The following is a 21,856-nucleotide window of genomic DNA, read 5'->3' as shown; positions in this document are numbered from 1 at the left end:
CGCTTACTTGGCTGCGCGCTCTTTGGCGATCAACTGGTCGGCGACATTCAGCGCGCCTTCAGGACCACCGGCAGTGCCCAGATCGAAACGGTACTTGCCGTTGACCACCATGGTCGGTACGCCAGTGATCTGATAGGCCTGAGCCTTCTTCTTGGCGTCTTCGACCTTGCCTTTGACGGCGAAGGAGTTGTAGGTGCTCAGGAACTTGTCCTTGTCGACGCCTTCGGCGACCAGGAACTCAGCCATCTCTTCTGGAGTGGCGAGTTTCTTGCCGCTGTGGATGGCTTCGAACACGGCCTTGTGCACCTTGTGCTCGACACCCATGGCCTCCAGGGTGATGAACAGTTGGCCATGAACGTTCCAGATACCGCCGAACATCGCCGGGATACGCACAAAATTGACATCGCTTGGGAGTTTTTCAACCCAGGGATTGATGGTCGGCTCAAAGTCGTAGCAGTGCGGGCAGCCATACCAGAACAGCTCCACCACCTCGATCTTGCCAGGCACGGCAACCGGAACGGCGCTGCTCAATTCGACATATGTTTTACCGGCTTCAAGCGGTTCGGCGGCTTGAGCGGTCACGCCAAACAGGCTGGCGGTGACGAGAGCGGCGCTGAGGATCAGATTACGCATGCTTTACTCCTGGACAATTTTGGCGCCTCGCGCGACCTGAATTCAGACAGATCATGGCGGGCTTGAGTTCGCTAGTGTAGCGGCAGACGCCATAAAAAAGGGCGGCCTGAGCCACCCTTTATGCTTGCACCGTCAGATTAATCGATCATTAACGTTGCCGCGGCTCAACACCGTCGGCAGCTTGATCGAGCCGGCCTCAGTGCAGGCCCTGAATATAGCTGGACACCGCTTCGATGTCTTTGTTGCTCAGCTTGCCGGCGATGCTGCGCATGACCATGGTGTCGCCGTCGTTGGTGCGATTGCCTTCGCGGAAGTCGGTCAACTGCTTGGCCACGTATTGTGCATGCTGGCCACCCAGGTGAGGGAAACCGGCCGCTGCGTTACCCGTGCCATTTGGCGAGTGGCAGCCAGTGCAGGCAGGCATGCCCTGGTCCAGTTTGCCACCACGGAAGAGTTCTTCACCACGGGCCACGACTTTAGGATCGGCGGCACCGACGCTGCCTTTCTGGCTGGCGAAGTAGGCGGCGATGTCAGCCAGGTCCTGATCGCTCAGGTTGGTCAGCATACCGGTCATTTCCAGCACTTGCCGCTTGCCGGACTTGATGTCGTGCAACTGCTTTTCCAGGTACTTTTCCCCCTGACCCGCCAGCTTGGGAAAGTTTGGCGCCATGCTGTTCCCATCAGGGCCGTGGCAAGCGCCACATACTGCGGTTTTCGCCTGACCGGCAGCAGCGTCGCCTGCGGCATGGGCGACACCTGTGATGCCCAAGGTCAACAGCAGACTCACGAGTAATTTGTTCATCAGCTAATCCAACTACGGCTAAGGGTTAAGAGTTATGGACCGGGATCACTCGCTCATCCAATGGATGATGACTCGGTAATCCTCGGCACTGCAGTCCATGCACAAACCACGCGGCGGCATCGCCTTGAAACCCTGGGTCACGTGTTGCACCAGCGTCTCCATACCTTGCGCCAACCTCGGCGCCCAAGCTTCCTGGTCGCCCTTGCGGGGCGCCGTGGGTAGTTGGCCGGAATGACAAGCCCCACAAACACGGTTGTACACAGCTTCCGGATCCTGTGTAGCCTGAGCGCTGTAAAGCGGCATCAAGACACCGGCAGCTAGCAGCCATTTCGTCATAAAACGACCTTTTCAGGGTTGAGAGCGTGCTGCGTTCTAATGCGCATTCAAGGTTTATCGCTCTCGTGAACTTCATCCTACGCTGGGACAAAGCGCACACAAAATCTGCGGCATTATATACTGGCGTTACTGAAACGGAAACGACACCGCTCGCCGCGTCCACTCTCGGCATCGCCCCTATCGGAAATCCCATGCAACTCAAGAACCCCATCCTCGGTCTGTGCCAACAGGCTACGTTCATGCTCAGCGCCGCCAAAGTCGATCAATGCCCTGACGATGACGGCTTTGAAGTGGCCTTTGCCGGACGCTCCAACGCCGGCAAATCCAGCGCCCTGAACACCCTGACCCACGCCAGCCTGGCCCGCACCTCGAAAACCCCGGGTCGCACGCAGTTGTTGAACTTCTTCAAGCTAGACGACGATCGCCGTCTGGTCGACCTGCCGGGCTACGGCTACGCCAAAGTGCCGATTCCGCTCAAGCAACACTGGCAGCGCCATCTGGAAGCCTATCTGGGCAGCCGCGAGAGCCTTAAAGGCCTGATCCTGATGATGGATATCCGTCATCCGATGACCGACTTCGACCTGTTGATGCTGGACTGGGCGGTCGCCAGCGGCATGCCGATGCACATCCTGCTGACCAAGGCCGACAAACTGACCTACGGCGCAGCCAAGAACACCCTGCTCAAGGTGCAGTCGCAGATCCGCAAGGGCTGGGGCGAAGCGGTGACCATCCAACTGTTCTCGGCCCCCAAGCGCATGGGCCTGGAAGAGGCCTACACCGTGCTGGCAGGCTGGATGGAACTGGCCGACAAAGGCGCCGAAATCGAGGCCTGAGAGCCGTCGGGAAAACCGTCTGGGGGATGATCAGGCAAGGCAAAAGCGCGGTGCGAAAGCGGAGTTTACTGGCTGTAAATGAGCATTTCGCGCCGCGCTTTTAACGCAGCATGATCATTTCCCAGGCGGTTTTCAGGCAAAAAAAACCCCGGACTTCGTATGGGGAGGGGGAAGTTCGGGGTTCAAGTTCTAGACCGCTAGGGCGGGGTCCAGATATCTGCCAACACTTAACACAACATAGGAGCATCGAAGGGCTTCACCAGCCATTCAGTAACTCTGAGTGGACTTTCACCGATTTAGTTCCAGCGGATTGCAAAAACTATTGGCAATAATTGATGAAATTTTCCGTGCTAATAGCCTCTCGCCAGTTTTTACCGCGACACTATGCCGCGGCAAAAACCGCTTAAAAGAGCCCTTAGTGAGCCTCATCCCAGTTATTTCCCACCCCGACTTCAACCAATAACGGCACATCCAGGGTTGCGGCACCGCTCATGTAACCGCGAATCTCGTCACGTACTTGGTCCACCAGGTCCTCACGCACCTCCAGCACCAGTTCGTCGTGTACTTGTAGAATGACCCGGGCATCCAGGCCCGAGGACTCCAGCCAGTTGTCCACCGCCACCATGGCCTTCTTGATGATATCCGCCGCTGTGCCCTGCATTGGCGCGTTGATCGCGGTACGCTCGGCCCCGGCACGCTCCTGCGGCTTGTTGGAGTTGATCTCCGGCAGGTACAACCGGCGACCGAAGATGGTCTCTACATACCCTTGGTCCGCCGCCTGGGCACGGGTACGGTCCATATACTCGCGAACTCCCGGATAGCGAGCGAAATAGGTATCGATGTAGGCCTTGGCCTGCTTGGTATCAACGCCGATATCCTTGCCCAGCTTCTGCGCGCCCATGCCATAGATCAGGCCAAAGTTGATGGCCTTGGCACTGCGACGCTGATCGGACGTAACGTCCTTGAGCTCCACCTTGAACACTTCGGCAGCCGTGGCGGTGTGCACATCCAGATTGTTGCGGAAGGCATTGAGCAGGCCTTCGTCCCGGGACAGGTGCGCCATGATCCGCAACTCGATCTGCGAATAGTCCGCCGCCAGCAGCTTGTAGCCGGTCGGAGCGATAAAGGCCTGGCGAATACGCCGACCTTCCGCGGTGCGCACCGGAATGTTCTGCAGGTTCGGATCGCTGGAGGACAGACGCCCGGTAGACGCCACTGCCTGATGATAGGAGGTATGGATACGCCCCGTGCGCGGGTTGATCTGCTCAGGCAGGCGATCGGTGTAGGTGCTTTTCAGCTTGCTCATGGAGCGGTACTGCATCAACACCCGAGGCAGCGGATAGTCGTCTTCCGCCAGCTTGGCCAGCACCTCTTCAGCGGTGGAGGGCTGCCCCTTGGCAGTCTTCTTCAGCACCGGCAGGCCGAGTTTGTCGTAGAGGATCGTCCCCAGTTGCTTGGGCGAACCCAGGTTGAACTCCTCACCAGCGATCTCGAAAGCCTCGCGCTCAAGGGCAACCATCTTGTCCCCCAACTCTATGCTCTGAACCCCCAGCAGCTTGTCGTCCACCAGAGCGCCCTGACGCTCGATCCGCGCCAGGACCGGCACCAGCGGCATCTCGATATCGGTCAATACACTGGCCAGGCTCGGAATGGCAGTCAGCTTCTCGAACAGCACCTGATGCAGACGCAAGGTCACATCGGCATCTTCAGCAGCATACGGCCCCGCCTGCTCAAGGGGGATCTGATCGAAAGTCAGCTGTTTGGCGCCCTTGCCGGCGATGTCCTGGAAGCTCACGGTGCTGTGGTCCAGGTACTTCTGCGCCAGGCTGTCCATGTCATGGCGAGTGGCGGTGGAGTTGAGCACATAGGATTCGAGCATGGTGTCGAAGGCAATGCCGCGCATGGTGATGCCGTTGGCCTGATCACCCCCTATGGCGCAATTGGCCAGGATGTTCATGTCGAACTTGGCGTGCTGACCGACCTTGAGCAACTTGGGATCTTCCAGCAACGGCTTCAAAGCCAGCAGCACCGTGTCGCGATCCAGCTGCTCCGGAACACCCATATAGGAGTGGGTCAACGGAACGTAGGCCGCTTCCCCGGCCTTGACCGAGAAGGACAGGCCCACCAGTTGCGCCTGTTGTGCATCGATGCCGGTAGTCTCGGTATCGAAGGCAATCAGCTTGGCGTTTTTCAGCTTCTCCAGCCAGACCGCAAAACGCTCCTGATCGAGGATTGTTTCGTACTGCAACTCAAGCGGCGCCTGTTCCACCGCTGCCGGTTGCTCTGCCACCGCCTCAGGCGCTTCGGCAGAGCTGAGCTCGACGCGCTTGACGTCCCGCTGCAAATCATCGAGCCAGCTCTTGAACTCCAGCAGGCTGTAGAGCTCTGCCAGTTTCTCGCGGTCGGGCTCGCGCAGGTGCAGGTCGTCCAGCCCCACATCCAGGGCCACATCCACCTTGATGGTCGCCAACTGATAGGAGAGGAAGGCCATCTCCTTGTGCTCTTCAAGCTTGGCGGGCAAGGTCTTGGCGCCGCGAATCGGCAGGGTCGGCACGATATCGAGCTGCTCGTAGAGCTCCTTCAGGCCGCCATTGACCCCGACCAGCAGCCCGGAAGCGGTCTTCGGACCAATGCCGGGAACCCCGGGAATGTTGTCGGAAGAGTCGCCCATCAGCGCCAGGTAATCGATGATCTGCTCGGGAGCGACGCCGAATTTCTCCTTCACGCCTTCCACGTCCATGCTGCTACCGGACATGGTGTTGACCAAGGTAATGTGCCCATCCACCAGCTGCGCCATGTCCTTGTCGCCAGTGGAAATCACCACCGGACGATCCGCCGCGGCGCTGCTGCGGGCCAGGGTACCGATCACGTCATCGGCCTCGACCCCTTCCACGCACAGCAGCGGGAAGCCCAGGGCGATCACGCTGGCGTGCAGCGGCTCGATCTGCACCCGCATATCGTCGGGCATGCTCGGGCGGTTGGCCTTGTATTCGGCGTACATGTCATCGCGGAAGGTCCCGCCCTTGGCATCGAAGACCACCGCGAACGGGCTGTCCGGGTACTGCTTGCGCAGGCTCTTGAGCATGTTCAAGACACCCTTGACCGCGCCGGTAGGCAGGCCTTTGGAGGTGGTCAGAGGTGGCAACGCGTGAAACGCACGGTACAGATATGAAGAACCGTCCACCAGGACGAGGGGGGCTTGGCTCATGAGCGCGATCAACCTTTTCGGCGGGTCCGGCGCTAGAATAGCGGGACCGTTGACGACAAAGGGACAAGGTTATCATGCGCACACTAAATCGCTTGCTGCTGACCGGCTTGATTGCAATCGCTCCAATGGCCGCGATCGCCGCAGAAGATGCGCCATCCGCGGACCCGGAAGTGACCATTCGCACAGAAGGCGACAAGACCATCCAGGAATACCGGCAAAATGGCTTTCTGTACGCCATCAAGGTCACGCCCAAGGGCGGTAAACCCTACTTCCTGGTGCGCGCCGATGGCTCCGACGGCAACTTCATCCGTTCGGATCAGCCGGATATGCTGATCCCTTCGTGGAAAATCTTCGAGTGGTAAACCACTCCGACTTCAACTCAATGGCGCTGGCTGGATAGCGGCGCCCGTACTGGCAGTTTTTAACCATGTCTGTGTTCACCCCCCTGGCTCGGCCCGAGCTGGAAACCTTTCTCGCCCCTTATGGGCTCGGCCGCCTGCTTGACTTCCAGGGGATCGCCGCTGGTAGCGAAAACACCAACTTCTTCATCAGCCTGGAGCAGGGCGAGTTCGTCCTGACCCTGGTGGAGCGCGGCCCGGTCCAGGAAATGCCGTTCTTCATCGAACTGCTGGACGTGCTGCACCAGGCCGACCTGCCGGTACCTTATGCACTGCGCACCACAGACGGCGTGGCCCTGCGAGAATTGGCAGGCAAACCGGCGTTGCTGCAACCGCGCCTGGCGGGCAAGCACATCAAGGAAGCCAACGCCCAGCATTGTGCCCAGGTGGGTGAGTTGCTCGGGCATCTGCACGTGGCGACCAAGGACAACATGATCAAACGCAAGACCGATCGTGGACTGGACTGGATGCAGGAAGAGGGCACCCAACTTTTGTCGCACCTCGATGCTCGAGCTCAAGACCTGCTGCAGCGGGCGCTGGATGAAATCACCGAGCAGAAGATCAGGATCCTCGCCCTGCCCAGGGCCAACATCCACGCCGATCTGTTTCGCGACAACGCGATGTTCGAAGGCACCCACCTGACCGGCCTGATCGATTTCTACAACGCTTGCTCGGGGCCAATGCTCTACGACGTGGCCATTGCCTTGAACGACTGGTGTTCCGACGTCGAAGGCGTGATCGACGGCCCGCGGGCTCGGGCTCTGCTGGGCGCCTATGCGGCGCTGCGGCCATTCACTGCAGCAGAGGCCGAGCTCTGGCCGACCATGCTGCGGGTGGCCTGCGTGCGCTTCTGGCTGTCACGGTTGATTGCCGCCGAGAGCTTCGCCGGGCAGGACGTACTGATTCACGATCCGATGGAGTTCCAGCAGCGCCTGGCACAGCGGCAGCAGGTCAGCCTCGCGCTGCCGTTCGCCCTGTAAATCCTTCGCGGGCAAGCCCGCTCCTACAGAGCGCACCTGTAGGAGCGGGATTGCCCGCGAAAGACACCCCGCAACAATCCCCGCTTAAAGCTGCTCCAGACAGCCCGCCAGATCATTCCCCAATTTTTCCAGCACCTGCTCATAACCCTGAGCGGTCGCGGGCGTATACCCGCCCAGCGCATCCAGCTCCGCCAGTTTCACCGGCAGCCCGGCCACCAGGGTTTCCGCCAACCGTGGACGCAGAGGTGGCTCGCTGAACACACAAGTCTTGCCCACCTGCTGCAAGCGCGCGCGCATGGCCGCCACGTGCTGCGCACCCGGCTGCACTTCCGCGGCAACGCTGAACACCCCAGTGTGCTTGAGGCCATAAGCGTCCTCGAAGTAATCGAACGCCTCGTGGAACACGAAGTAGGGCTTGCCGGCGATCCCCGCCAAGCGAGCCTTCAAGCGAGTATCCAGGGCATCCAGACGCTCATTGAATGCTTTCAGGTTGCCCTGGTAACGGGCAGCGTTGACCGGGTCGGCAGCACTCAAGTCCGCAGCGATGCGCGTCGCGATCACCCGGGCATTTACCGGCGACAGCCACAGGTGGGCATCCAGGGTCCCCGGGCGATGATCGTGATCATGTTCGTCGGCTTCTTCGGCATGCGAGTGGCTATCTTCGGCAAAGTGACGGAGTTTCATGCCTGGTAGATCCTGCACCGCCACCGACGGCAGGCTACGGCCCTTCAATACCCGCGGCAGAAAACCCTCCATGTCCGGGCCGATCCAGTACAGCAGGTCCACACTCTGCACCTTGCGTACGTCCGAAGGGCGCAGCGCATAGTTGTGCGGCGAGGCGCCCGGCGGCAGCAGCACCTCGGGAACGGCCACGCCGTCCTGCACCGCCGCAGCGATCAGTTGCAGCGGCTTGATACTGGTGAGTACCCGGACTTCGGCCTGGGCCGAGCCGATCGCGAACAAGCTGAAGGTAAAAGCGACAAAAAGGCGAAAAAGTGTGGGCACGATGGACACTCGAAGAGGCGAGAACGGGTAACATAATAACGTCTCTCACAAACCTCGTCGCCGCTCATGCCTAAAACACCTCTTGCCAGCCGTCCACACGACCACTCTCACTGCGTACACAGCGCACTGTCTGAGGCCGACGCCCTGTGCGCACGGCAAGGCCTGCGCCTGACCGCCCTGCGTCGGCGGGTACTGGAGTTGGTGTGGCAAAGCCACAAGCCCCTGGGGGCTTACGACATTCTCGCCGTACTCAGCGAGCAGGACGGTCGTCGCGCCGCCCCGCCAACGGTTTACCGGGCCCTGGATTTCCTCCTGGAAAACGGCCTGGTACACCGCATCGCCTCGCTTAACGCCTTCGTCGGCTGCAACCACCCGGAACACGCGCACCAGGGTCAGTTCCTGATCTGCCGCGAATGCCACGCCGCCATCGAGCTCGAACAGAAATCCATCAGCGACGCCATCGTTACCAGCGCCCGTGACGTCGGTTTCGTGGTCGAGGGCCAGACCGTCGAAGTGGTCGGGCTCTGCTCGGGCTGCCAGGGGGCTTGATGAGCACTGCGTTGATCCGCCTCGAGCAGGTCGGGGTGACCTTTGCCGGGCAAAACGTCCTGGACAATATCCAGCTCAGCGTCGAGCCCGGGCAGATCGTGACCCTGATCGGCCCCAACGGTGCCGGCAAGACCACCTTGGTGCGCGCCGTGCTCGGCCTGCTCAAGCCCGACAGCGGCAGCGTCTGGCGCAAGCCCAAGCTGCGGGTCGGCTACATGCCGCAAAAGCTCCATGTCGACCCGACCCTGCCCCTGTCGGTGCTGCGCTTTCTGCGCCTGGTGCCGGGCGTGGATCGCAGCCGGGCCCTGGCAGCCCTCAAGGAAGTCGGTGCCGAGCAGGTGATCGACAGCCCGGTGCAAAGCATTTCCGGCGGCGAAATGCAGCGCGTGCTGCTGGCCCGGGCATTGCTGCGCGAACCTGAACTGCTGGTACTCGACGAGCCGGTACAAGGCGTCGACGTCGCCGGCCAGGCCGAGCTCTACAGCCTGATCACCCGCCTGCGGGACCGTCATGGCTGCGGCGTGCTGATGGTCTCCCATGACTTGCATCTGGTGATGAGCACCACCGACCAGGTGGTCTGCCTGAACCGCCACGTCTGCTGCTCCGGCCACCCGGAACAGGTCAGCGGCGATCCCGCCTTCGTCGAGCTGTTCGGCAAGAACGCGCCGAGCCTGGCGATCTATCACCACCATCACGATCACGCCCATGACCTGCATGGCTCGGTGGTCACCCAGCCCGCCGCGGGCCACCCCCATGTCCATGGAGAAAACTGCAAGCATGGCTGATTTTCTGCTCTACGCCCTGCTCGCAGGTTTGGCCCTGGCGGTGGTTGCCGGCCCCTTGGGGTCCTTCGTGGTCTGGCGGCGCATGGCCTACTTTGGCGACACCCTGTCCCATGCTGCGCTCCTGGGAGTCGCCCTGGGTTTCCTGCTGGATGTCAGCCCCGCCGTGGCCGTCACCGTAGGTTGCCTGTTGCTGGCGGTGCTGCTGGTGACCCTGCAACAACGCCAGCCCCTGGCATCCGATACGCTGCTGGGAATTCTTGCTCCCAGCACCCTGTCCCTGGGCCTGGTGGTACTAAGCTTCATGCATGAAGTGCGAATCGACCTCATGGCCTACCTGTTCGGTGACCTGCTGGCGATCAGCCCAGGCGATCTGGCGTGGATTCTCGGCGGCAGCGCAGCGGTGCTGTTGTTGCTGGTGGCACTGTGGCGCCCCCTGCTGGCAATCACCGTGCACGAGGAGCTGGCCAAGGTCGAAGGCTTGCCCGTGGCTTCGCTGCGCCTGGCGCTGATGCTGTTGATCGCCGTAGTGATCGCGGTGGCGATGAAGATTGTCGGGGTGTTGCTGATTACCTCGTTGCTGATCATCCCGGCCGCTGCGGCACAGCGTCACGCCCGTTCGCCCGAGCAGATGGCCCTGGGCGCAAGCCTGCTGGGCATGCTCGCGGTGTGCGGCGGGCTGGCACTGTCCTGGTTCAAGGACACCCCGGCCGGGCCGTCGATCGTGGTCACGGCCGCCGCACTGTTTCTGCTGAGTTTTGTTCTGCCCCGTCGAGGGGTGTAGACTTGCTCGCTTTTTGCGCAAATAGAGAGTCGCAGGAATGAAGCCGTTCGCCTCCCGTTATCTGCTCCTTGTCGCATTCTCCCTGCTGCTGGGGGCCTGCCAAAGCACGCCACCGGCGACCACCGAGGTCCCCGATGCGCGGGCTACGGCCATCGCGCAGCTGGAACAAAACATTGCCAGCAGTGAGCTGGCCACCGCTGAAGACCAACTCAGTGCACTGCAGGCACAAACGCCTGACGATCCACAGTTGGTGCAATACCAGCGGCAGATTGCCGAAGCCTATCTGCAGCGCAGCCAGATCGTCCTGCAAAAGGGCGATGTGAATGCCGCGGCCACTGCCCTGAGTCGCGCCCGGGCGCTGATGCCCAAGGCGCCAGCGCTGACCGGTGGTGTCAACAACGCCATCGCTCATGCACGCAAGGCCGAGCTGGACCAGGCCGAAGCCGCCTTGAAGGCCGCCGAGGCCCGCCCACCGGCCAAGCTGATCGATCCCGCGGCCCAGAGCACCACCATTGCCTTGAACGTCACCGATATCCGCAAGCTGCGTCATCAGCTCGATGCCCTGGCCGCCGATGTGGTGAATTATCAATGCGACGTGAGCATCCAGGTGCCGCGCACCGAGGATTATCCCTGGCTATCGACCTTGCTCGGTAAGCGGGTGAAGAAGCTCGACCCGGACTTTGAACAGAAGATCAGCCGGCAGATCGTGCGCCATGTACCGGCGCAGATGGTGCTGACTCCGCGCAAGGCGCAGTAAAGCCTTCGCCGGCAAGCCGGCTCCTACGCGGAGCAGGCTTGTCGGCGAAGGTGTGTTCAGGCCGGGATTGCCTTGGCCTTTTCCTCCCGACTCCAGACCCGATGCTGAGCGATGGCAGCAAAGAACGCCTTCAGCGCCTTGGCATCCGCCCCCAGGATCAAGCCTTCATCCGCCTCCAGCCTGAGGTTGTGCAACAACTCCCGGGCCTCACCGTGCAAGGCAATCGCCTTGAGATGCTTGTACGCCTCCAGCAGGTAATGCAGCGCCACGCCATTGCCGCTCAAGGTCTTGATCGACTGAGCGCCTCCGGGCACGAACACCGCGTCGAACGCCACTGACGGCAGGCCTTCCATGGAAGCATCCACCGGCAGGCGCTTACCGTCCGTAGTGGTCACCGGCGCCGACGTCGGCCCCAACAGCTTGGCGTGTGCCCCTTCGGCCTTGAGCGCCTTCCTCAGCGCATCAATCGCTGCACCATCGACGCCGTTGGTCGCAAGAATCGCCACTTTCCGCGTTTTGATATGACCCGGCAGCAGGTTCGCCTGGCTCAGCGCCGGCGAACGTGCCAGCGACGTCTTGCGCGCTGCCACAGTGGCTTTCTTCGGCGCGGCCAAGCCCAGGTTCTCGGCCACACGAGCGGCCAGGTGCAGATCGATGTTGGCGAGGATCTCGTTCACTTGCCGCTCACGGATCCACTGCCGCTCGACCTTGCCCAGTTCGAAGCTGTAGGCCGCGATGATGTGTTCCTGCTCGTGCTTGCTCATGCTGTTGAAGAACAGCCGCGCCTGGGAGAAATGATCGCCAAACGACTCGCTGCGCTGACGGATCTTGTGGGCATCGATGCGCTCGTTGTAACTCTCGAAACCACCATCCTGGGCCGCCGGCGGGGTTTCTCTCGGCCAGCCCCCATCAATGGAGTTCGGCTCATAGGCAGCCCGCCCCCTGTCGATGGTAGTGCGGTGCATCGCGTCACGCTGACCATTGTGCAAAGGGGTCAGCGGTCGGTTGATGGGCAGCTCATGAAAGTTCGGCCCACCCAGGCGACTGATCTGGGTATCGGTGTAGGAAAACAGCCGCCCTTGCAGCAGCGGATCGTTGGAGAAATCAATCCCCGGCACTATGTGCCCCGGGCAGAAGGCCACTTGCTCGGTTTCGGCGAAATAGTTGTCCGGGTTGCGGTCGAGCACCATCTTGCCCAAAGGCGTGATCGGCACCAGCTCCTCGGGAATCAGCTTGGTGGGGTCGAGTATGTCGAAGTCGAAGCTGTGCTCGTCTTCTTCGGCAATGATCTGTACGCCGAACTCCCACTCCGGGTAATCGCCGGCCTCGATGGACTCCCACAGGTCGCGACGGTGGAAGTCGGTGTCCTTGCCCGCCAGCTTTTGCGCCTCATCCCAGACCAGGGAACAGGTACCGGCAGTGGGTCGCCAGTGAAACTTGACGAAGCTCGAGCGCCCCTCGGCGTTGATCAACCGAAAGGTGTGCACGCCAAACCCCTGCATGCTGCGCAGGCTTTTGGGAATGGCCCGGTCGGACATGGCCCAGATCACCATGTGCGCCGACTCGGGCTGCAGGGAGACGAAGTCCCAGAAAGTGTCGTGGGCCGAACCGCCGGTGGGGATTTCGTTGTGGGGTTCGGGTTTCACCGCATGCACGAAGTCGGGGAACTTGATGGCGTCCTGGATGAAGAACACCGGCATGTTGTTGCCCACCAGGTCGAAGTTGCCCTCGTCGGTGAAAAACTTCACCGCAAAGCCCCGTACATCGCGCACGGTATCGCCGGAACCTCTTGGTCCCTGGACCGTGGAAAAGCGCACGAACACCGGAGTCTTTTTCCCCGGGTCACGCAGGAAACCAGCCTTGGTCAGGGCTGAATGATTGTCGTAGCTCTGGAAGTAGCCATGGGCGCCGACGCCCCGGGCGTGGACGATGCGCTCGGGAATCCGCTCATGGTCGAAGTGGGTGATCTTCTCCCGCATGATGAAGTCTTCCAGCAGCGAAGGACCACGAGCACCTGCCTTGAGGCTGTTCTGGTTGTCCGCGACCTTCACTCCCTGATTGGTGCGCAGGGCCTGGCCCGTGGCGTCGGAGCGGAACGGCTCCAGGCTCTGCAACTTACTGTTGCTGTTGCCCCGGTCCAGGGTATCGGTCCCGGCCATCTGGCTTTTCGGGGTACTTGGCTTTTTCGTACTCATCAGACAAAAACTCCTCGTTGGCGAAATCCCTGGCGTGCCCGGGGCTTCGTGAGCAAAGGCTTCCAGGCACGGCACCTGGAAGCTTTCGAGTGGCTTAAGTAGTGACTGACGAGGAACAGGCACCGTTCCTTTTTTATGACCTTTGATCGCGTTATTGCCAAATGGCAGGATGATTGCGAAATAAATGCTAAGAACCTCTATACGGACAGGCTAAAATGCGCGCCCGGCTAACCGCTGATCCTTTTCTAACGCGCCCCACAAGGTTCGCTACGTGATCGAGTTTCAAAACGTCCATAAAACCTACCGGGTCGCCGGTAAGGATATTCCCGCCCTGCACCCGACCAGTCTTCGGGTGGAGAATGGCCAGGTGTTCGGCCTGATCGGTCATTCCGGCGCGGGTAAAAGTACGCTGCTGCGCCTGATCAACCGCCTGGAAAACCCCAGCGGCGGCACGATCATCGTCGACGGCGAAGAAGTCACCGCGCTGGACGCCAACGGCCTGCGCCGCTTCCGCCAACAGGTCGGGATGATCTTCCAGCACTTCAATCTGCTGTCCTCCAAGACTGTGGCCGACAACGTCGCCTTGCCCCTGACCCTGGCCGGCGAGCTGTCGCGCAGCGACATCGAACGCCGTGTGGCCGAGTTGCTGGAGCGGGTCGGTCTGTCCGACCACGCCAAGAAATACCCGGCACAGCTGTCCGGCGGCCAGAAGCAGCGCGTCGGCATCGCCCGCGCCCTGGCCACCAAGCCGAAGATCCTGCTGTGCGACGAAGCCACCAGCGCGCTCGATCCGCAGACCACCGCCTCGGTCCTGCAACTGCTGGCAGAGATCAACCGCGAGCTGAACCTGACCATCGTCCTGATCACCCACGAGATGGACGTGATCCGTCGCGTCTGTGACCAGGTGGCGGTCATGGACGCCGGCCAGATCGTCGAACAGGGCTCGGTGGCCGAGGTGTTCCTGCACCCCAAGCACCCGACCACCAAACGCTTCGTCCAGGAAGACGAGCAGATCGACGAGAACGAGCAACGCGACGACTTCGCCCACGTGCCAGGCCGTATCGTGCGCCTGACCTTCCAGGGCGATGCCACCTACGCACCGCTGCTGGGCACTGTGGCCCGGGAGACCGGGGTCGACTACAGCATCCTCGCTGGACGCATCGACCGCATCAAAGACACCCCTTATGGGCAACTGACCCTGGCCATCACCGGCGGTGACATGGAAGCGGCCTTCGCCCGCTTCACCGCGGCGGATGTCCACATGGAGGTGCTGCGCTAATGAGCGGCTTACTGCATTACTTCGACAACGTTGACTGGGCCGATATCGGGGTGGCGACCAGCGACACCATGGTCATGCTCAGCACGTCTCTGCTGTTCACCGTACTGGTGGGCCTGCCGCTGGGGGTCTTGCTGTTCCTGTGCAGCCCAAGGCAGTTGCTGGAGCAGAAAAATGTCTATTCGATCCTGGGCTTTGTGGTCAACGCCATCCGCTCCCTGCCGTTCATCATCCTGCTGATTGTGATGATTCCGACCACGATCCTCATCACGGGCACCTCCCTGGGTGTGGCGGGCGCCATCCCTCCGCTGGTGGTGGGCGCTTCCACCTTCTTCGCGCGCTTGGTGGAAACCGCTCTGCGTGAAGTGGATCGCGGCATTATCGAGGCCACCCAGGCCATGGGCGCCACGACCCGGCAGATCATCATGAACGCCCTGCTGCCCGAGGCCTGCCCCGGTATCATCGCCGCGATCACGGTCACCGCCATCGCCCTGGTCGGCTACACCGCCATGGCCGGTGTCGTGGGGGCAGGCGGCCTCGGCGACCTGGCCATTCGTTATGGCTACCAGCGTTTCCAGGACGATGTGATGGTGGTTACCGTAGTGATGCTGATTGTGTTGGTTCAGGTTCTGCAAACCGTTGGCGATAAGCTGGTGGTGCACTTTTCCCGCAAATAATTGCAATCGCCGGCCCTAGCCGGCAGGCGCCCGGGGTCGGGCGACTTACAAGGAGCTTGTTCGATGAAAAAACTACTCGTCGCTTTCGCAGCCGTTGCCGCGTTCTCCGCGCACGCCGCCGAAACCCTGACCGTGGCCGCCACACCGGTGCCCCACGCCGAGATCCTGGAATTCGTCAAACCGGCCCTGGCCAAAGAAGGCGTGGACCTGAAGGTCAAGGTGTTCACCGACTACGTGCAGCCCAACGTGCAAGTGGCCGAAAAGCGCCTGGACGCCAACTTCTTCCAGCACCAGCCGTACCTGGATGAGTTCAACAAGGCCAAGGGCACCCACCTGGTAAGCGTGGCCGGCGTGCACCTGGAACCCCTGGGCGCCTACTCCAGCAAGTACAAGCAACTCTCCGAACTGCCAGGCGGCGCCACCGTGGTGATTCCCAACGACGCCACCAACGGCGGTCGCGCCCTGTTGCTGCTGGACAAGGCCGGCCTGATCAAGCTCAAGGACTCCAACAACATCCTGGCCACCATCAAGGACATCACCCAGAACTCCAAGGACCTGAAGTTCCGTGAACTGGAAGCCGCCACCATCCCCCGCGTGCTGACTCAGGTCGACCTGGCCCTGATCAACACCAACTACGCCCTGCAGGCCAAGCTGGACCCTTCCAAGGATGCCCTGGTGATCGAAGGCAAGGATTCGCCTTACGTGAACATCCTGGTAGCCCGTCCTGACGACAAGGATTCGGACGCCATGAAAAAATTGGTCGCCGCCCTGCACAGCCAGGAAGTGAAGCAATTCATTCTCGAGAAGTACAAAGGCGCCGTGCTGCCAGCGTTCTGATCGACTGCACAAACAAAACGGGGCGCCTTTGGGCGCCCCGTTTTGTTTCAGATGGTCCTACAACACCCCGTAGGAGCCGGCTTGCCGGCGAAGAACGACAACCCACCCCATCCTTACGGACGCTGCAACATCACCGGCAACTGAGCCACCAGCTTCTGATTGTTCAGCGGTGCCCGGATAAAGCCACGCTGGCTGCCATCCGGGCCAATCACCGCCAGGTTGCCGCTGTGATCCACGGTGTAGTTGGGTTTGCTGGTATCCGCCGGAATGAAGGGGATGCTCACGGCGTTGGCGAGCTTCTGCAGGTCTTCCACCGAGGCGGCGGTCAGGCCCTTGAAGTCCTTGTCGAAATAGCCCAGGTACTGCTTGAGCTGCTGCGGCGTGTCGCGGTTGGGGTCGACGCTGACCAGGATCACCTGCAGCTTGTCCACCGCCTCCTTGGGCAACTCGCTCTTGATCTGCCGCAGCTGGGCCAGAGTGGTGGGGCAGATGTCCGGGCAGAAGGTGTAGCCGAAGAACAGCAGGGACCATTTGCCCTTCAACTCGTCGATCACCACCGGCTGGCCGTCCTGATCGAGCATTTTCACCGCCGGTAGGGTGCGGCTTTGCGGCAACAGGATGATGCCGGCATCAATCAGTGCAGTGGGGTCGCCTTGACCCTTGCCGGACAGTACTTTGTTGACGGTCAGCCCCAGGACCAGGGCCACCAGGGCAACGAGAATAAAGACGGTTTTCTGAGTTCGAGTCATAGGTTCAACAATAGGTAGTGGTCTACGAGCAGGGCGATGAACAGCAGGAACAAGTAATAAATAGAGTACTTGAAGGTGTTGATCGCCGCGTGCGGCCGAGTGCCACGGTACAGCACCCAAGCCCATTGCAGGAAGCGCCCGCCCAGGGCCAGGGCGCACACCAGGTACAGCACGCCGCTCATGTGGATGACATAAGGCAGCAGGCTCACCGCCAGCAGGGCAAAGGTGTAGAGCAGGATGTGCACCTTGGTGTAGTGCTCGCCGTGGGTCACCGGCAGCATCGGGATATCGGCCTTGGCGTACTCCTCCTTGCGGTGGATGGCCAGGGCCCAGAAGTGCGGCGGGGTCCAGGCAAAGATGATCAGCACCAGCAGCAGCGGTTCGGCGCTCATGTGCCCGGTGGCGGCGACCCAGCCCAGCAATGGCGGGGCCGCGCCGGCCAGCCCGCCGATCACGATGTTCTGCGGCGTCGCGCGTTTCAGAAAGCCGGTGTAGACCACCGCATAGCCCAGCAGAGAAGCCAGGGTCAGCCAGGCCGTGAGCGGGTTGGTGAAGGTCAGCAGCAGCGCCTGTCCGGCCAGCGCGAGGCACAGGGCGAACGCCAAGGCCGCCCGAGGTGAAACCCGGCCTTCGGCCAGAGGTCGTTTGTGGGTCCGGGCCATCAGCGCGTCGATGCGCCGGTCCACCACATGGTTCACCGCCGCCGCTCCACCGGCACACAGGGCAATGCCCAGGTTGCCGAACACCAGCACCGTCCACGGAACCCCGGCGCGGGTGGCGAGGAACATGCCCACCAGGGAGGTGATCAGCATCAGCACCACCACCTTGGGTTTGGTCAGCTCCAGATAATCGCGCCAGATGGCCTGGGGATGCTGACGTTCGCCGATCAGAGTCGCCATGGCATCTCTCCTTTGATGGTGATGGGGCCCGCCATCTGTTTGCGCGGGCTGAGGCGCCAGCCCAGGGGCAGGCGATCCCGGGCCTGTACCAGGCTGGTACGGGCGTGATAGTTGACCAGCACCAGGGTCAGCAGCAGCGCAGCGCCCCCGGCGTTATGCGCCACCGCCACCGGCAGGGGCAAATGGAACAGCACGTTGCTCAGGCCCAGGCTGATCTGCGCCGCCAGCGCCACCAGTACCAGGCCGGCCAGACGGGTCATGCCGGTTTGCCGCAACTGCCAGGCCAGCCCCAGCAATACCAGAGTCACCAGTACCGCGCCCACGCGGTGGGTCATGTGGATGGCGGTGCGGGCGTCACTGTCCAATTGCCCGCCCAGATAGTTGGGGCCGATGTGCTGGGTCAGGTGAAAGCCGTTGGCGAAATCCATGTTCGGCCACCACTGGCCATGGCAGGTGGGCAGGTCGATGCAGGCCACGGCGGCGTAGTTGGAGCTGACCCAGCCGCCCAGGGCGATCTGCCCGATCACCAGTACCAGCCCGGCCGTTGCCCAATACTGCAAGCGGCGCGGCACGATCAGCGCCGGCAGCACGCCGGACAGGCGCAAGGTCAGCAGGAACAGCAGGCTCAAGGTGGCGAAGCCCCCCAGCAGGTGCGCCGTGACCACTTGCGGCCAGAGCTTGAGGGTGACCGTCCACATGCCGAAGGCCGCCTGGGCAAGCACCACCGCCATCAGGAACAGCGGCAGCTTCAGGGGCTGGCCGGGATGCCGGCGATGGGTCCAGGACCGGGCCGCCAGCAGCACGATCAACAGTCCCAGGGTGCCGGCGAAATAACGGTGGATCATCTCATTCCAGCCCTTGTGGGCTTCCACCGGGGTGTCGGGAAAATGCAGTTCGGCATGGGCCAGCTGGGCTTCGCTTTTCGGCACGCTGATAAAGCCGTAGCAGCCAGGCCAGTCTGGGCAGCCCAGGCCCGCATGGGTCAGCCGGGTGTAGGCGCCCAGCAGCACCACGATCAGTGCCAGCAAGGTGGCAAACAACGCGAGGCGAAATCCAGGTTTGGCCATGACGATGCCCTTATCCGATGTTCGACAGTTTCAGCAGGTGCCGCAGGTCGTTGAGCAGGTCCTTGCCCTTGACCCGAGCGTCGTAGCGCAGCACCAGGTTGCTGTGGGGGTCGACTATCCACAACTGCGGCGCCTCCTTGTCGTCGACACCCTTGGTGAAGGTCGCCAGGTCCAGGGGATAGCGTTGCAACTGCGGGTATTCGCGCTGCAGCCTGGCTTCGTATTCGGCGCTCAGCGGCTGGGCGCTGGCCAGGGCATGGCTGGCCCGCGAAGCATCGCGACCCAGGGCCACCTGGATCTGCCGCGCCAGGTACACCAGTTGCTGGCAATCGGCATCGCACGCCTTGGGGGCCGTGACCAGGATCTGCCAGCGATCCTCCTCGGACTGCACACCGATCTGCGCCCGGGTCTGGCCATTGCCGATCAGCTCACCGTGATAACTGCGGCTTTCCGGCACCCAGAACTGCAGCTTGTACATGCCCGTGGCGAGGATCATCGGACCGATCACCATCAGCAGGATCAGGATCAGCTGCCAGCGGCCGCGACGTCGGTTGGGCAGCTGGGCGTCAGAGATGTTGGGTGGATTCATGGCCGTTCCCATGGCGTTTCTCCCGTGCGTTATGCCAGCCGAAATAGAGATAGAGGAGGAGCAGGGCCAGGGCCATGGCGAACCACTGCACGGCATAGCCCAGGTGTTTTTCCGGTCCCATGGCCACCACCGGCCACGCGCTGAGGTAGGCGCCAGCACCGGACTCCTGACGCACTTCATGGTTGAAGCCGCTGCGGCCGAGTTCGGCCCAGAGTGCCTCCGGGGCCACCGCGGTGATCAATCGTGGCCAGCGAGCACCGACCGGGTCGGCATGCAGCTGGAACGCCGCGCCCGGAGAAACGTAGACCCAGGCCTCCAGGCTGAGGCTCTGCTCCGGGGTGCTGAATACCGGCGGCGTGCGCCGGTCGGGCCAGGGCAGCCAACCGCGATTGACCAGCAACCAGCGACCGCTGGCCTGATCGAGGAAGGGTTGCAGCAGCTCGACCCCGACCTTGCCGTCGTGCAGGCGGTTGTCCAGCAACAGGCTGTGATCGGCGTCGAAATGACCGTGCAGGCGCACCCGGCGAAAGACCGGGGCCTCGACCGTCAGCAACTCGAACAAAGGCACCGGCTCGGCCACGCGGCGCTCGGCGTAACTGGCCAGCAATTGGCGCTTCTGCTCACCGCGGCTCAGTTGCCAGCAGCCCAGGGAAACCAGCACAGGCAGCAGCAACAGCACCACCAGGGTCGGTACGACTCCCGGCCGGAAGCCTTTCATGGCCGGTCCACAAGGCTGAGAAATCCACTCGCTATACTGCTGTACATCGCGTTTCCCCCGGAGTCCCAGCATGCTCAAAGCAGCCATCGTCCTGATGCTGATTGCCACGGTTATCAGCCTGTTCAGCGGCCTGTTCTTTCTGGTCAAGGACGACAGCCAATCCAAACGCCTGGTGACCGCCTTAAGTATTCGGGTATGCCTGGCCGCGATCACCGTGGGCTTGATCGCCTGGGGTTTCTTCAGCGGCCAGCTGGTGTCCCACGCGCCCTGGTAGGGCGCAGCAGGTCGTCAGAGCACGTAGACGAAAACGAACAGACCGATCCACACCACATCGACGAAGTGCCAGTACCAGCTGGCCGCTTCAAAGCCGAACTGATGTTCGGCGTCGAAATGCCCACGCATGATGCGCATCAGCATCACGAACAGGATCAAGGTGCCGATGGTCACGTGGGCGCCGTGGAAACCGGTGAGCATGAAGAAGGTGGCGCCGTAGATCCCCGACCCCAGGGTCAGGCCCAGCTCGTGATAGGCGTGGATATATTCTTCGGCCTGGAAGCCGAGGAAGGCGCACCCCAGCAGCACGGTCAGCGCCAGCCAGATCTTCAGCGCACCACGATGGCCTTTCTTCAGGGCATGGTGGGCGATGGTCACGGTGACACTGGAACTCACCAGCAGCACGGTGTTGAGCAGCGGCAAGCCCCAGGGGCTGATGGTGCCCGTGGGCGATGGAAAGAGTTTTGGATCGGGGTTGTTGAGCAGGGGCCAGACGAACTCGAAGTTCGGCCAGAGCATATGGGCGATGCCCTTGTGCCCCTCACCACCGAGCCAGGGTCCGGACAGGTGCCGCACATAGAACAGCGCGCCGAAGAAGGCCAGGAAGAACATTACTTCGGAAAAGATGAACCAGCTCATGCCCCAGCGGAACGAGCGGTCCAGCTGAGCGCTGTACAAGCCGGCGCGGCTTTCCTTGATCACCGCGCCAAACCAGCCGAACAGCATGTAGGCCAGCAGCAGGCTACCGACGAAAAAGATCAGCGGGCCATGGGATTCCGGGCGCGCCGCCTTGAGGTCGTTGAACCAGGTCGCCAGGCCGAACACGGTGACGAACATGCCCACCGTCGCGATGATCGGCCACTTGCTCTGGGCAGGAACGTAATAGTGCTCATGAGTCGCCATGGGTTGTTCTCCTTATCGGGCACGCCAGATCGTCTATCCACCGGTGGCGGCAGCCGCCACCGGTGGATGACGCGCGGTGATATCGAACAGCGTGTAAGCCAGCGTCAGGTGCTTCACATCCTTGGGCATGTCGCGGTCAACGATGAAACGCACCGGCATCTCGATCTTCTCCCCGGGCTGCAGCACCTGCTGGGTAAAGCAGAAGCACTCGGTCTTGTGGAAATACATGGCCGCGCTGCTGGGGGAAATGCTCGGGATGGCCTGGGCGCTCATCGGGTGATCGCTGGGGTTGCGGGCGATGAACACCATCTCGTTGACCGCCCCCGGGTGGACCACGATGTCATCGGACTTGGGGTAGAACTCCCAGACCATGTCGATGGCATTGGTGGACAGGAACTGCACCCGCACCTGGCGCGAAGCATCGATCTGCTGCCCCTGGTCCGCGTACTGCCCGCCGGTCTTGCCATTGATGCCCAAGGCCTTGCACATCACGTCGTAGATCGGCACCAGGGCAAAGCCGAAGACGAACATCGCCACCACCACCAGCAACAGGCGGGTGACCAGCTTCTTCAGCGAGATCTCGGCCATTTCAACGTCCTCCCGAAC

General features: G+C 61.9%; 24 protein-coding genes. 11 read left to right on the top strand and 13 right to left on the bottom strand.

Annotated elements, in window-relative coordinates; all coding sequences use genetic code 11:
• Positions 1 to 3: 3 nt before the first annotated feature.
• The 3 genes from BLX41_RS03465 to BLX41_RS03455 all read right to left on the bottom strand — a co-directional run bounded on the left by BLX41_RS03465 (position 4) and on the right by BLX41_RS03455 (position 1,771).
• Positions 4 to 633 carry a thiol:disulfide interchange protein DsbA/DsbL gene (locus BLX41_RS03465; RefSeq protein ID WP_123723779.1) on the bottom strand — a complete coding sequence of 210 codons (630 nt, stop codon included), beginning with the start codon at positions 631 to 633 and terminating at the stop codon, positions 4 to 6.
• A gap of 196 nt (positions 634 to 829) precedes the next feature.
• A complete protein-coding gene (locus BLX41_RS03460; protein WP_123723778.1) occupies positions 830 to 1,435 on the bottom strand; it encodes a c-type cytochrome in 606 nt (201 codons plus the stop codon).
• 45 nt (positions 1,436 to 1,480) lie between these two features.
• Positions 1,481 to 1,771: a c-type cytochrome gene (locus BLX41_RS03455; protein WP_025132045.1), complete on the bottom strand. Its 291-nt coding sequence runs from the start codon at positions 1,769 to 1,771 to the stop codon at positions 1,481 to 1,483.
• Between the two features lie 191 nt (positions 1,772 to 1,962).
• Here BLX41_RS03455 and yihA point away from each other — a divergent pair, with 191 nt between their 5' ends.
• On the top strand, positions 1,963 to 2,604 hold the full coding sequence (gene yihA / locus BLX41_RS03450) for a ribosome biogenesis GTP-binding protein YihA/YsxC (RefSeq protein ID WP_123723777.1): 642 nt from the start codon (positions 1,963 to 1,965) through the stop codon (positions 2,602 to 2,604).
• Between the two features lie 415 nt (positions 2,605 to 3,019).
• Here yihA and polA read toward each other — a convergent pair whose 3' ends face one another.
• Positions 3,020 to 5,812 (bottom strand): DNA polymerase I, encoded by a 2,793-nt coding sequence (gene polA, locus BLX41_RS03445; RefSeq protein WP_123723776.1) that lies wholly within the window; start codon positions 5,810 to 5,812, stop codon positions 3,020 to 3,022.
• 74 nt (positions 5,813 to 5,886) lie between these two features.
• Between polA and BLX41_RS03440 the strand changes: the two genes are divergently transcribed.
• Both BLX41_RS03440 and BLX41_RS03435 read left to right on the top strand, forming a co-directional pair.
• Positions 5,887 to 6,174, top strand: coding sequence for a DUF2782 domain-containing protein (locus BLX41_RS03440; protein WP_123723775.1), 288 nt, complete (start codon positions 5,887 to 5,889; stop codon positions 6,172 to 6,174).
• A 65-nt stretch (positions 6,175 to 6,239) separates the two neighbouring features.
• Positions 6,240 to 7,190: a homoserine kinase gene (locus tag BLX41_RS03435; protein WP_123723774.1), complete on the top strand. Its 951-nt coding sequence runs from the start codon at positions 6,240 to 6,242 to the stop codon at positions 7,188 to 7,190.
• 84 nt (positions 7,191 to 7,274) lie between these two features.
• Here the strand turns inward: BLX41_RS03435 and BLX41_RS03430 are convergent, their stop codons facing one another.
• On the bottom strand, positions 7,275 to 8,204 hold the full coding sequence (locus tag BLX41_RS03430; protein WP_123723773.1) for a zinc ABC transporter substrate-binding protein: 930 nt from the start codon (positions 8,202 to 8,204) through the stop codon (positions 7,275 to 7,277).
• A gap of 57 nt (positions 8,205 to 8,261) precedes the next feature.
• Between BLX41_RS03430 and zur the strand changes: the two genes are divergently transcribed.
• From zur to BLX41_RS03410, 4 genes are read left to right on the top strand one after another with little or no spacing between them, the layout of a single operon-like run.
• Complete coding sequence (zur, locus tag BLX41_RS03425; protein ID WP_016963931.1) at positions 8,262 to 8,744, top strand: zinc uptake transcriptional repressor Zur; 483 nt, start codon at positions 8,262 to 8,264, stop codon at positions 8,742 to 8,744.
• A complete protein-coding gene (gene znuC, locus BLX41_RS03420; protein ID WP_123723772.1) occupies positions 8,744 to 9,529 on the top strand; it encodes a zinc ABC transporter ATP-binding protein ZnuC in 786 nt (261 codons plus the stop codon). The genes zur and znuC overlap by 1 nt, the downstream gene beginning before the upstream one ends.
• The gene (gene znuB / locus BLX41_RS03415) at positions 9,522 to 10,310 is read left to right on the top strand and encodes a zinc ABC transporter permease subunit ZnuB (RefSeq protein WP_102862489.1); all 789 of its coding nucleotides are present in this window, start codon (positions 9,522 to 9,524) and stop codon (positions 10,308 to 10,310) included. The genes znuC and znuB overlap by 8 nt, the downstream gene beginning before the upstream one ends.
• A gap of 37 nt (positions 10,311 to 10,347) precedes the next feature.
• Positions 10,348 to 11,067 (top strand): PA5502 family lipoprotein, encoded by a 720-nt coding sequence (locus BLX41_RS03410; protein WP_123723771.1) that lies wholly within the window; start codon positions 10,348 to 10,350, stop codon positions 11,065 to 11,067.
• 56 nt (positions 11,068 to 11,123) lie between these two features.
• On the opposite strand, the gene katE is transcribed toward BLX41_RS03410, so the two are convergent.
• Positions 11,124 to 13,337 carry a catalase HPII gene (katE, locus tag BLX41_RS03405; RefSeq protein WP_259744379.1) on the bottom strand — a complete coding sequence of 738 codons (2,214 nt, stop codon included), beginning with the start codon at positions 13,335 to 13,337 and terminating at the stop codon, positions 11,124 to 11,126.
• Between the two features lie 196 nt (positions 13,338 to 13,533).
• Here katE and BLX41_RS03400 point away from each other — a divergent pair, with 196 nt between their 5' ends.
• From BLX41_RS03400 to BLX41_RS03390, 3 genes are all read left to right on the top strand, one after another.
• Positions 13,534 to 14,541 carry a methionine ABC transporter ATP-binding protein gene (locus tag BLX41_RS03400; protein WP_123723769.1) on the top strand — a complete coding sequence of 336 codons (1,008 nt, stop codon included), beginning with the start codon at positions 13,534 to 13,536 and terminating at the stop codon, positions 14,539 to 14,541.
• Positions 14,541 to 15,215 (top strand): methionine ABC transporter permease, encoded by a 675-nt coding sequence (locus BLX41_RS03395; protein WP_123723768.1) that lies wholly within the window; start codon positions 14,541 to 14,543, stop codon positions 15,213 to 15,215. Before BLX41_RS03400 ends, BLX41_RS03395 begins: the two co-directional genes overlap by 1 nt.
• A 63-nt stretch (positions 15,216 to 15,278) precedes the next feature.
• On the top strand, positions 15,279 to 16,052 hold the full coding sequence (locus BLX41_RS03390) for a MetQ/NlpA family ABC transporter substrate-binding protein (protein ID WP_123723767.1): 774 nt from the start codon (positions 15,279 to 15,281) through the stop codon (positions 16,050 to 16,052).
• A 113-nt stretch (positions 16,053 to 16,165) separates the two neighbouring features.
• Here the strand turns inward: BLX41_RS03390 and BLX41_RS03385 are convergent, their stop codons facing one another.
• Genes BLX41_RS03385 through BLX41_RS03365 form a run of 5 tightly spaced genes read right to left on the bottom strand, consistent with a single transcriptional unit; the run spans position 16,166 to position 20,074 of the window.
• Complete coding sequence (locus tag BLX41_RS03385; protein ID WP_123723766.1) at positions 16,166 to 16,801, bottom strand: SCO family protein; 636 nt, start codon at positions 16,799 to 16,801, stop codon at positions 16,166 to 16,168.
• Complete coding sequence (gene cyoE, locus BLX41_RS03380; RefSeq protein ID WP_123723765.1) at positions 16,798 to 17,700, bottom strand: heme o synthase; 903 nt, start codon at positions 17,698 to 17,700, stop codon at positions 16,798 to 16,800. Before cyoE ends, BLX41_RS03385 begins: the two co-directional genes overlap by 4 nt.
• Positions 17,688 to 18,767 carry a COX15/CtaA family protein gene (locus tag BLX41_RS03375; RefSeq protein WP_123723764.1) on the bottom strand — a complete coding sequence of 360 codons (1,080 nt, stop codon included), beginning with the start codon at positions 18,765 to 18,767 and terminating at the stop codon, positions 17,688 to 17,690. The genes cyoE and BLX41_RS03375 overlap by 13 nt, the downstream gene beginning before the upstream one ends.
• Positions 18,768 to 18,777: 10 nt before the next feature.
• Positions 18,778 to 19,368, bottom strand: a complete 591-nt coding sequence (locus BLX41_RS03370) for a hypothetical protein (protein WP_123723763.1) — start codon at positions 19,366 to 19,368, stop codon at positions 18,778 to 18,780.
• Entirely contained in the window at positions 19,334 to 20,074 is a 741-nt protein-coding gene (locus tag BLX41_RS03365; RefSeq protein ID WP_123723762.1) for an SURF1 family protein, read from the bottom strand. The genes BLX41_RS03370 and BLX41_RS03365 overlap by 35 nt, the downstream gene beginning before the upstream one ends.
• 70 nt (positions 20,075 to 20,144) lie before the next feature.
• On the opposite strand from BLX41_RS03365, the gene BLX41_RS03360 reads away from it, so the two are divergent.
• Entirely contained in the window at positions 20,145 to 20,348 is a 204-nt protein-coding gene (locus BLX41_RS03360) for a twin transmembrane helix small protein (RefSeq protein WP_016967712.1), read from the top strand.
• A gap of 14 nt (positions 20,349 to 20,362) precedes the next feature.
• Here the strand turns inward: BLX41_RS03360 and BLX41_RS03355 are convergent, their stop codons facing one another.
• Positions 20,363 to 21,250: a cytochrome c oxidase subunit 3 gene (locus BLX41_RS03355; RefSeq protein WP_123723761.1), complete on the bottom strand. Its 888-nt coding sequence runs from the start codon at positions 21,248 to 21,250 to the stop codon at positions 20,363 to 20,365.
• A gap of 33 nt (positions 21,251 to 21,283) precedes the next feature.
• A complete protein-coding gene (locus tag BLX41_RS03350; protein WP_123723760.1) occupies positions 21,284 to 21,838 on the bottom strand; it encodes a cytochrome c oxidase assembly protein in 555 nt (184 codons plus the stop codon).
• Positions 21,839 to 21,856 lie beyond the last annotated feature (18 nt).

The organism is Pseudomonas protegens, from assembly GCF_003732485.1.
Taxonomy (GTDB): Bacteria; Pseudomonadota; Gammaproteobacteria; order Pseudomonadales; family Pseudomonadaceae; genus Aquipseudomonas; species Aquipseudomonas protegens_B.
Note: the sequence above shows the minus strand (reverse complement) of the source record. Positions and strands in the feature narration are given on the sequence as shown.

Bases quoted from the DNA above. Each gene is read 5' to 3' on its own strand.
- znuC (WP_123723772.1), top strand. From the start codon at position 8,744: ATGAGCACTGCGTTGATCCGCCTCGAGCAGGTCGGGGTGACCTTTGCC.
- BLX41_RS03355 (WP_123723761.1), bottom strand. From the start codon at position 21,250: ATGGCGACTCATGAGCACTATTACGTTCCTGCCCAGAGCAAGTGGCCG.
- polA (WP_123723776.1), bottom strand. From the start codon at position 5,812: ATGAGCCAAGCCCCCCTCGTCCTGGTGGACGGTTCTTCATATCTGTAC.
- BLX41_RS03360 (WP_016967712.1), top strand. From the start codon at position 20,145: ATGCTCAAAGCAGCCATCGTCCTGATGCTGATTGCCACGGTTATCAGC.
- yihA (WP_123723777.1), top strand. From the start codon at position 1,963: ATGCAACTCAAGAACCCCATCCTCGGTCTGTGCCAACAGGCTACGTTC.
- BLX41_RS03385 (WP_123723766.1), bottom strand. From the start codon at position 16,801: ATGACTCGAACTCAGAAAACCGTCTTTATTCTCGTTGCCCTGGTGGCC.
- cyoE (WP_123723765.1), bottom strand. From the start codon at position 17,700: ATGGCGACTCTGATCGGCGAACGTCAGCATCCCCAGGCCATCTGGCGC.
- BLX41_RS03440 (WP_123723775.1), top strand. From the start codon at position 5,887: ATGCGCACACTAAATCGCTTGCTGCTGACCGGCTTGATTGCAATCGCT.
- zur (WP_016963931.1), top strand. From the start codon at position 8,262: ATGCCTAAAACACCTCTTGCCAGCCGTCCACACGACCACTCTCACTGC.
- BLX41_RS03350 (WP_123723760.1), bottom strand. From the start codon at position 21,838: ATGGCCGAGATCTCGCTGAAGAAGCTGGTCACCCGCCTGTTGCTGGTG.
- BLX41_RS03375 (WP_123723764.1), bottom strand. From the start codon at position 18,767: ATGGCCAAACCTGGATTTCGCCTCGCGTTGTTTGCCACCTTGCTGGCA.
- BLX41_RS03435 (WP_123723774.1), top strand. From the start codon at position 6,240: ATGTCTGTGTTCACCCCCCTGGCTCGGCCCGAGCTGGAAACCTTTCTC.
- BLX41_RS03460 (WP_123723778.1), bottom strand. From the start codon at position 1,435: ATGAACAAATTACTCGTGAGTCTGCTGTTGACCTTGGGCATCACAGGT.
- znuB (WP_102862489.1), top strand. From the start codon at position 9,522: ATGGCTGATTTTCTGCTCTACGCCCTGCTCGCAGGTTTGGCCCTGGCG.
- BLX41_RS03390 (WP_123723767.1), top strand. From the start codon at position 15,279: ATGAAAAAACTACTCGTCGCTTTCGCAGCCGTTGCCGCGTTCTCCGCG.
- BLX41_RS03370 (WP_123723763.1), bottom strand. From the start codon at position 19,368: ATGGGAACGGCCATGAATCCACCCAACATCTCTGACGCCCAGCTGCCC.
- BLX41_RS03365 (WP_123723762.1), bottom strand. From the start codon at position 20,074: ATGAAAGGCTTCCGGCCGGGAGTCGTACCGACCCTGGTGGTGCTGTTG.
- BLX41_RS03410 (WP_123723771.1), top strand. From the start codon at position 10,348: ATGAAGCCGTTCGCCTCCCGTTATCTGCTCCTTGTCGCATTCTCCCTG.
- BLX41_RS03395 (WP_123723768.1), top strand. From the start codon at position 14,541: ATGAGCGGCTTACTGCATTACTTCGACAACGTTGACTGGGCCGATATC.
- BLX41_RS03455 (WP_025132045.1), bottom strand. From the start codon at position 1,771: ATGACGAAATGGCTGCTAGCTGCCGGTGTCTTGATGCCGCTTTACAGC.
- BLX41_RS03465 (WP_123723779.1), bottom strand. From the start codon at position 633: ATGCGTAATCTGATCCTCAGCGCCGCTCTCGTCACCGCCAGCCTGTTT.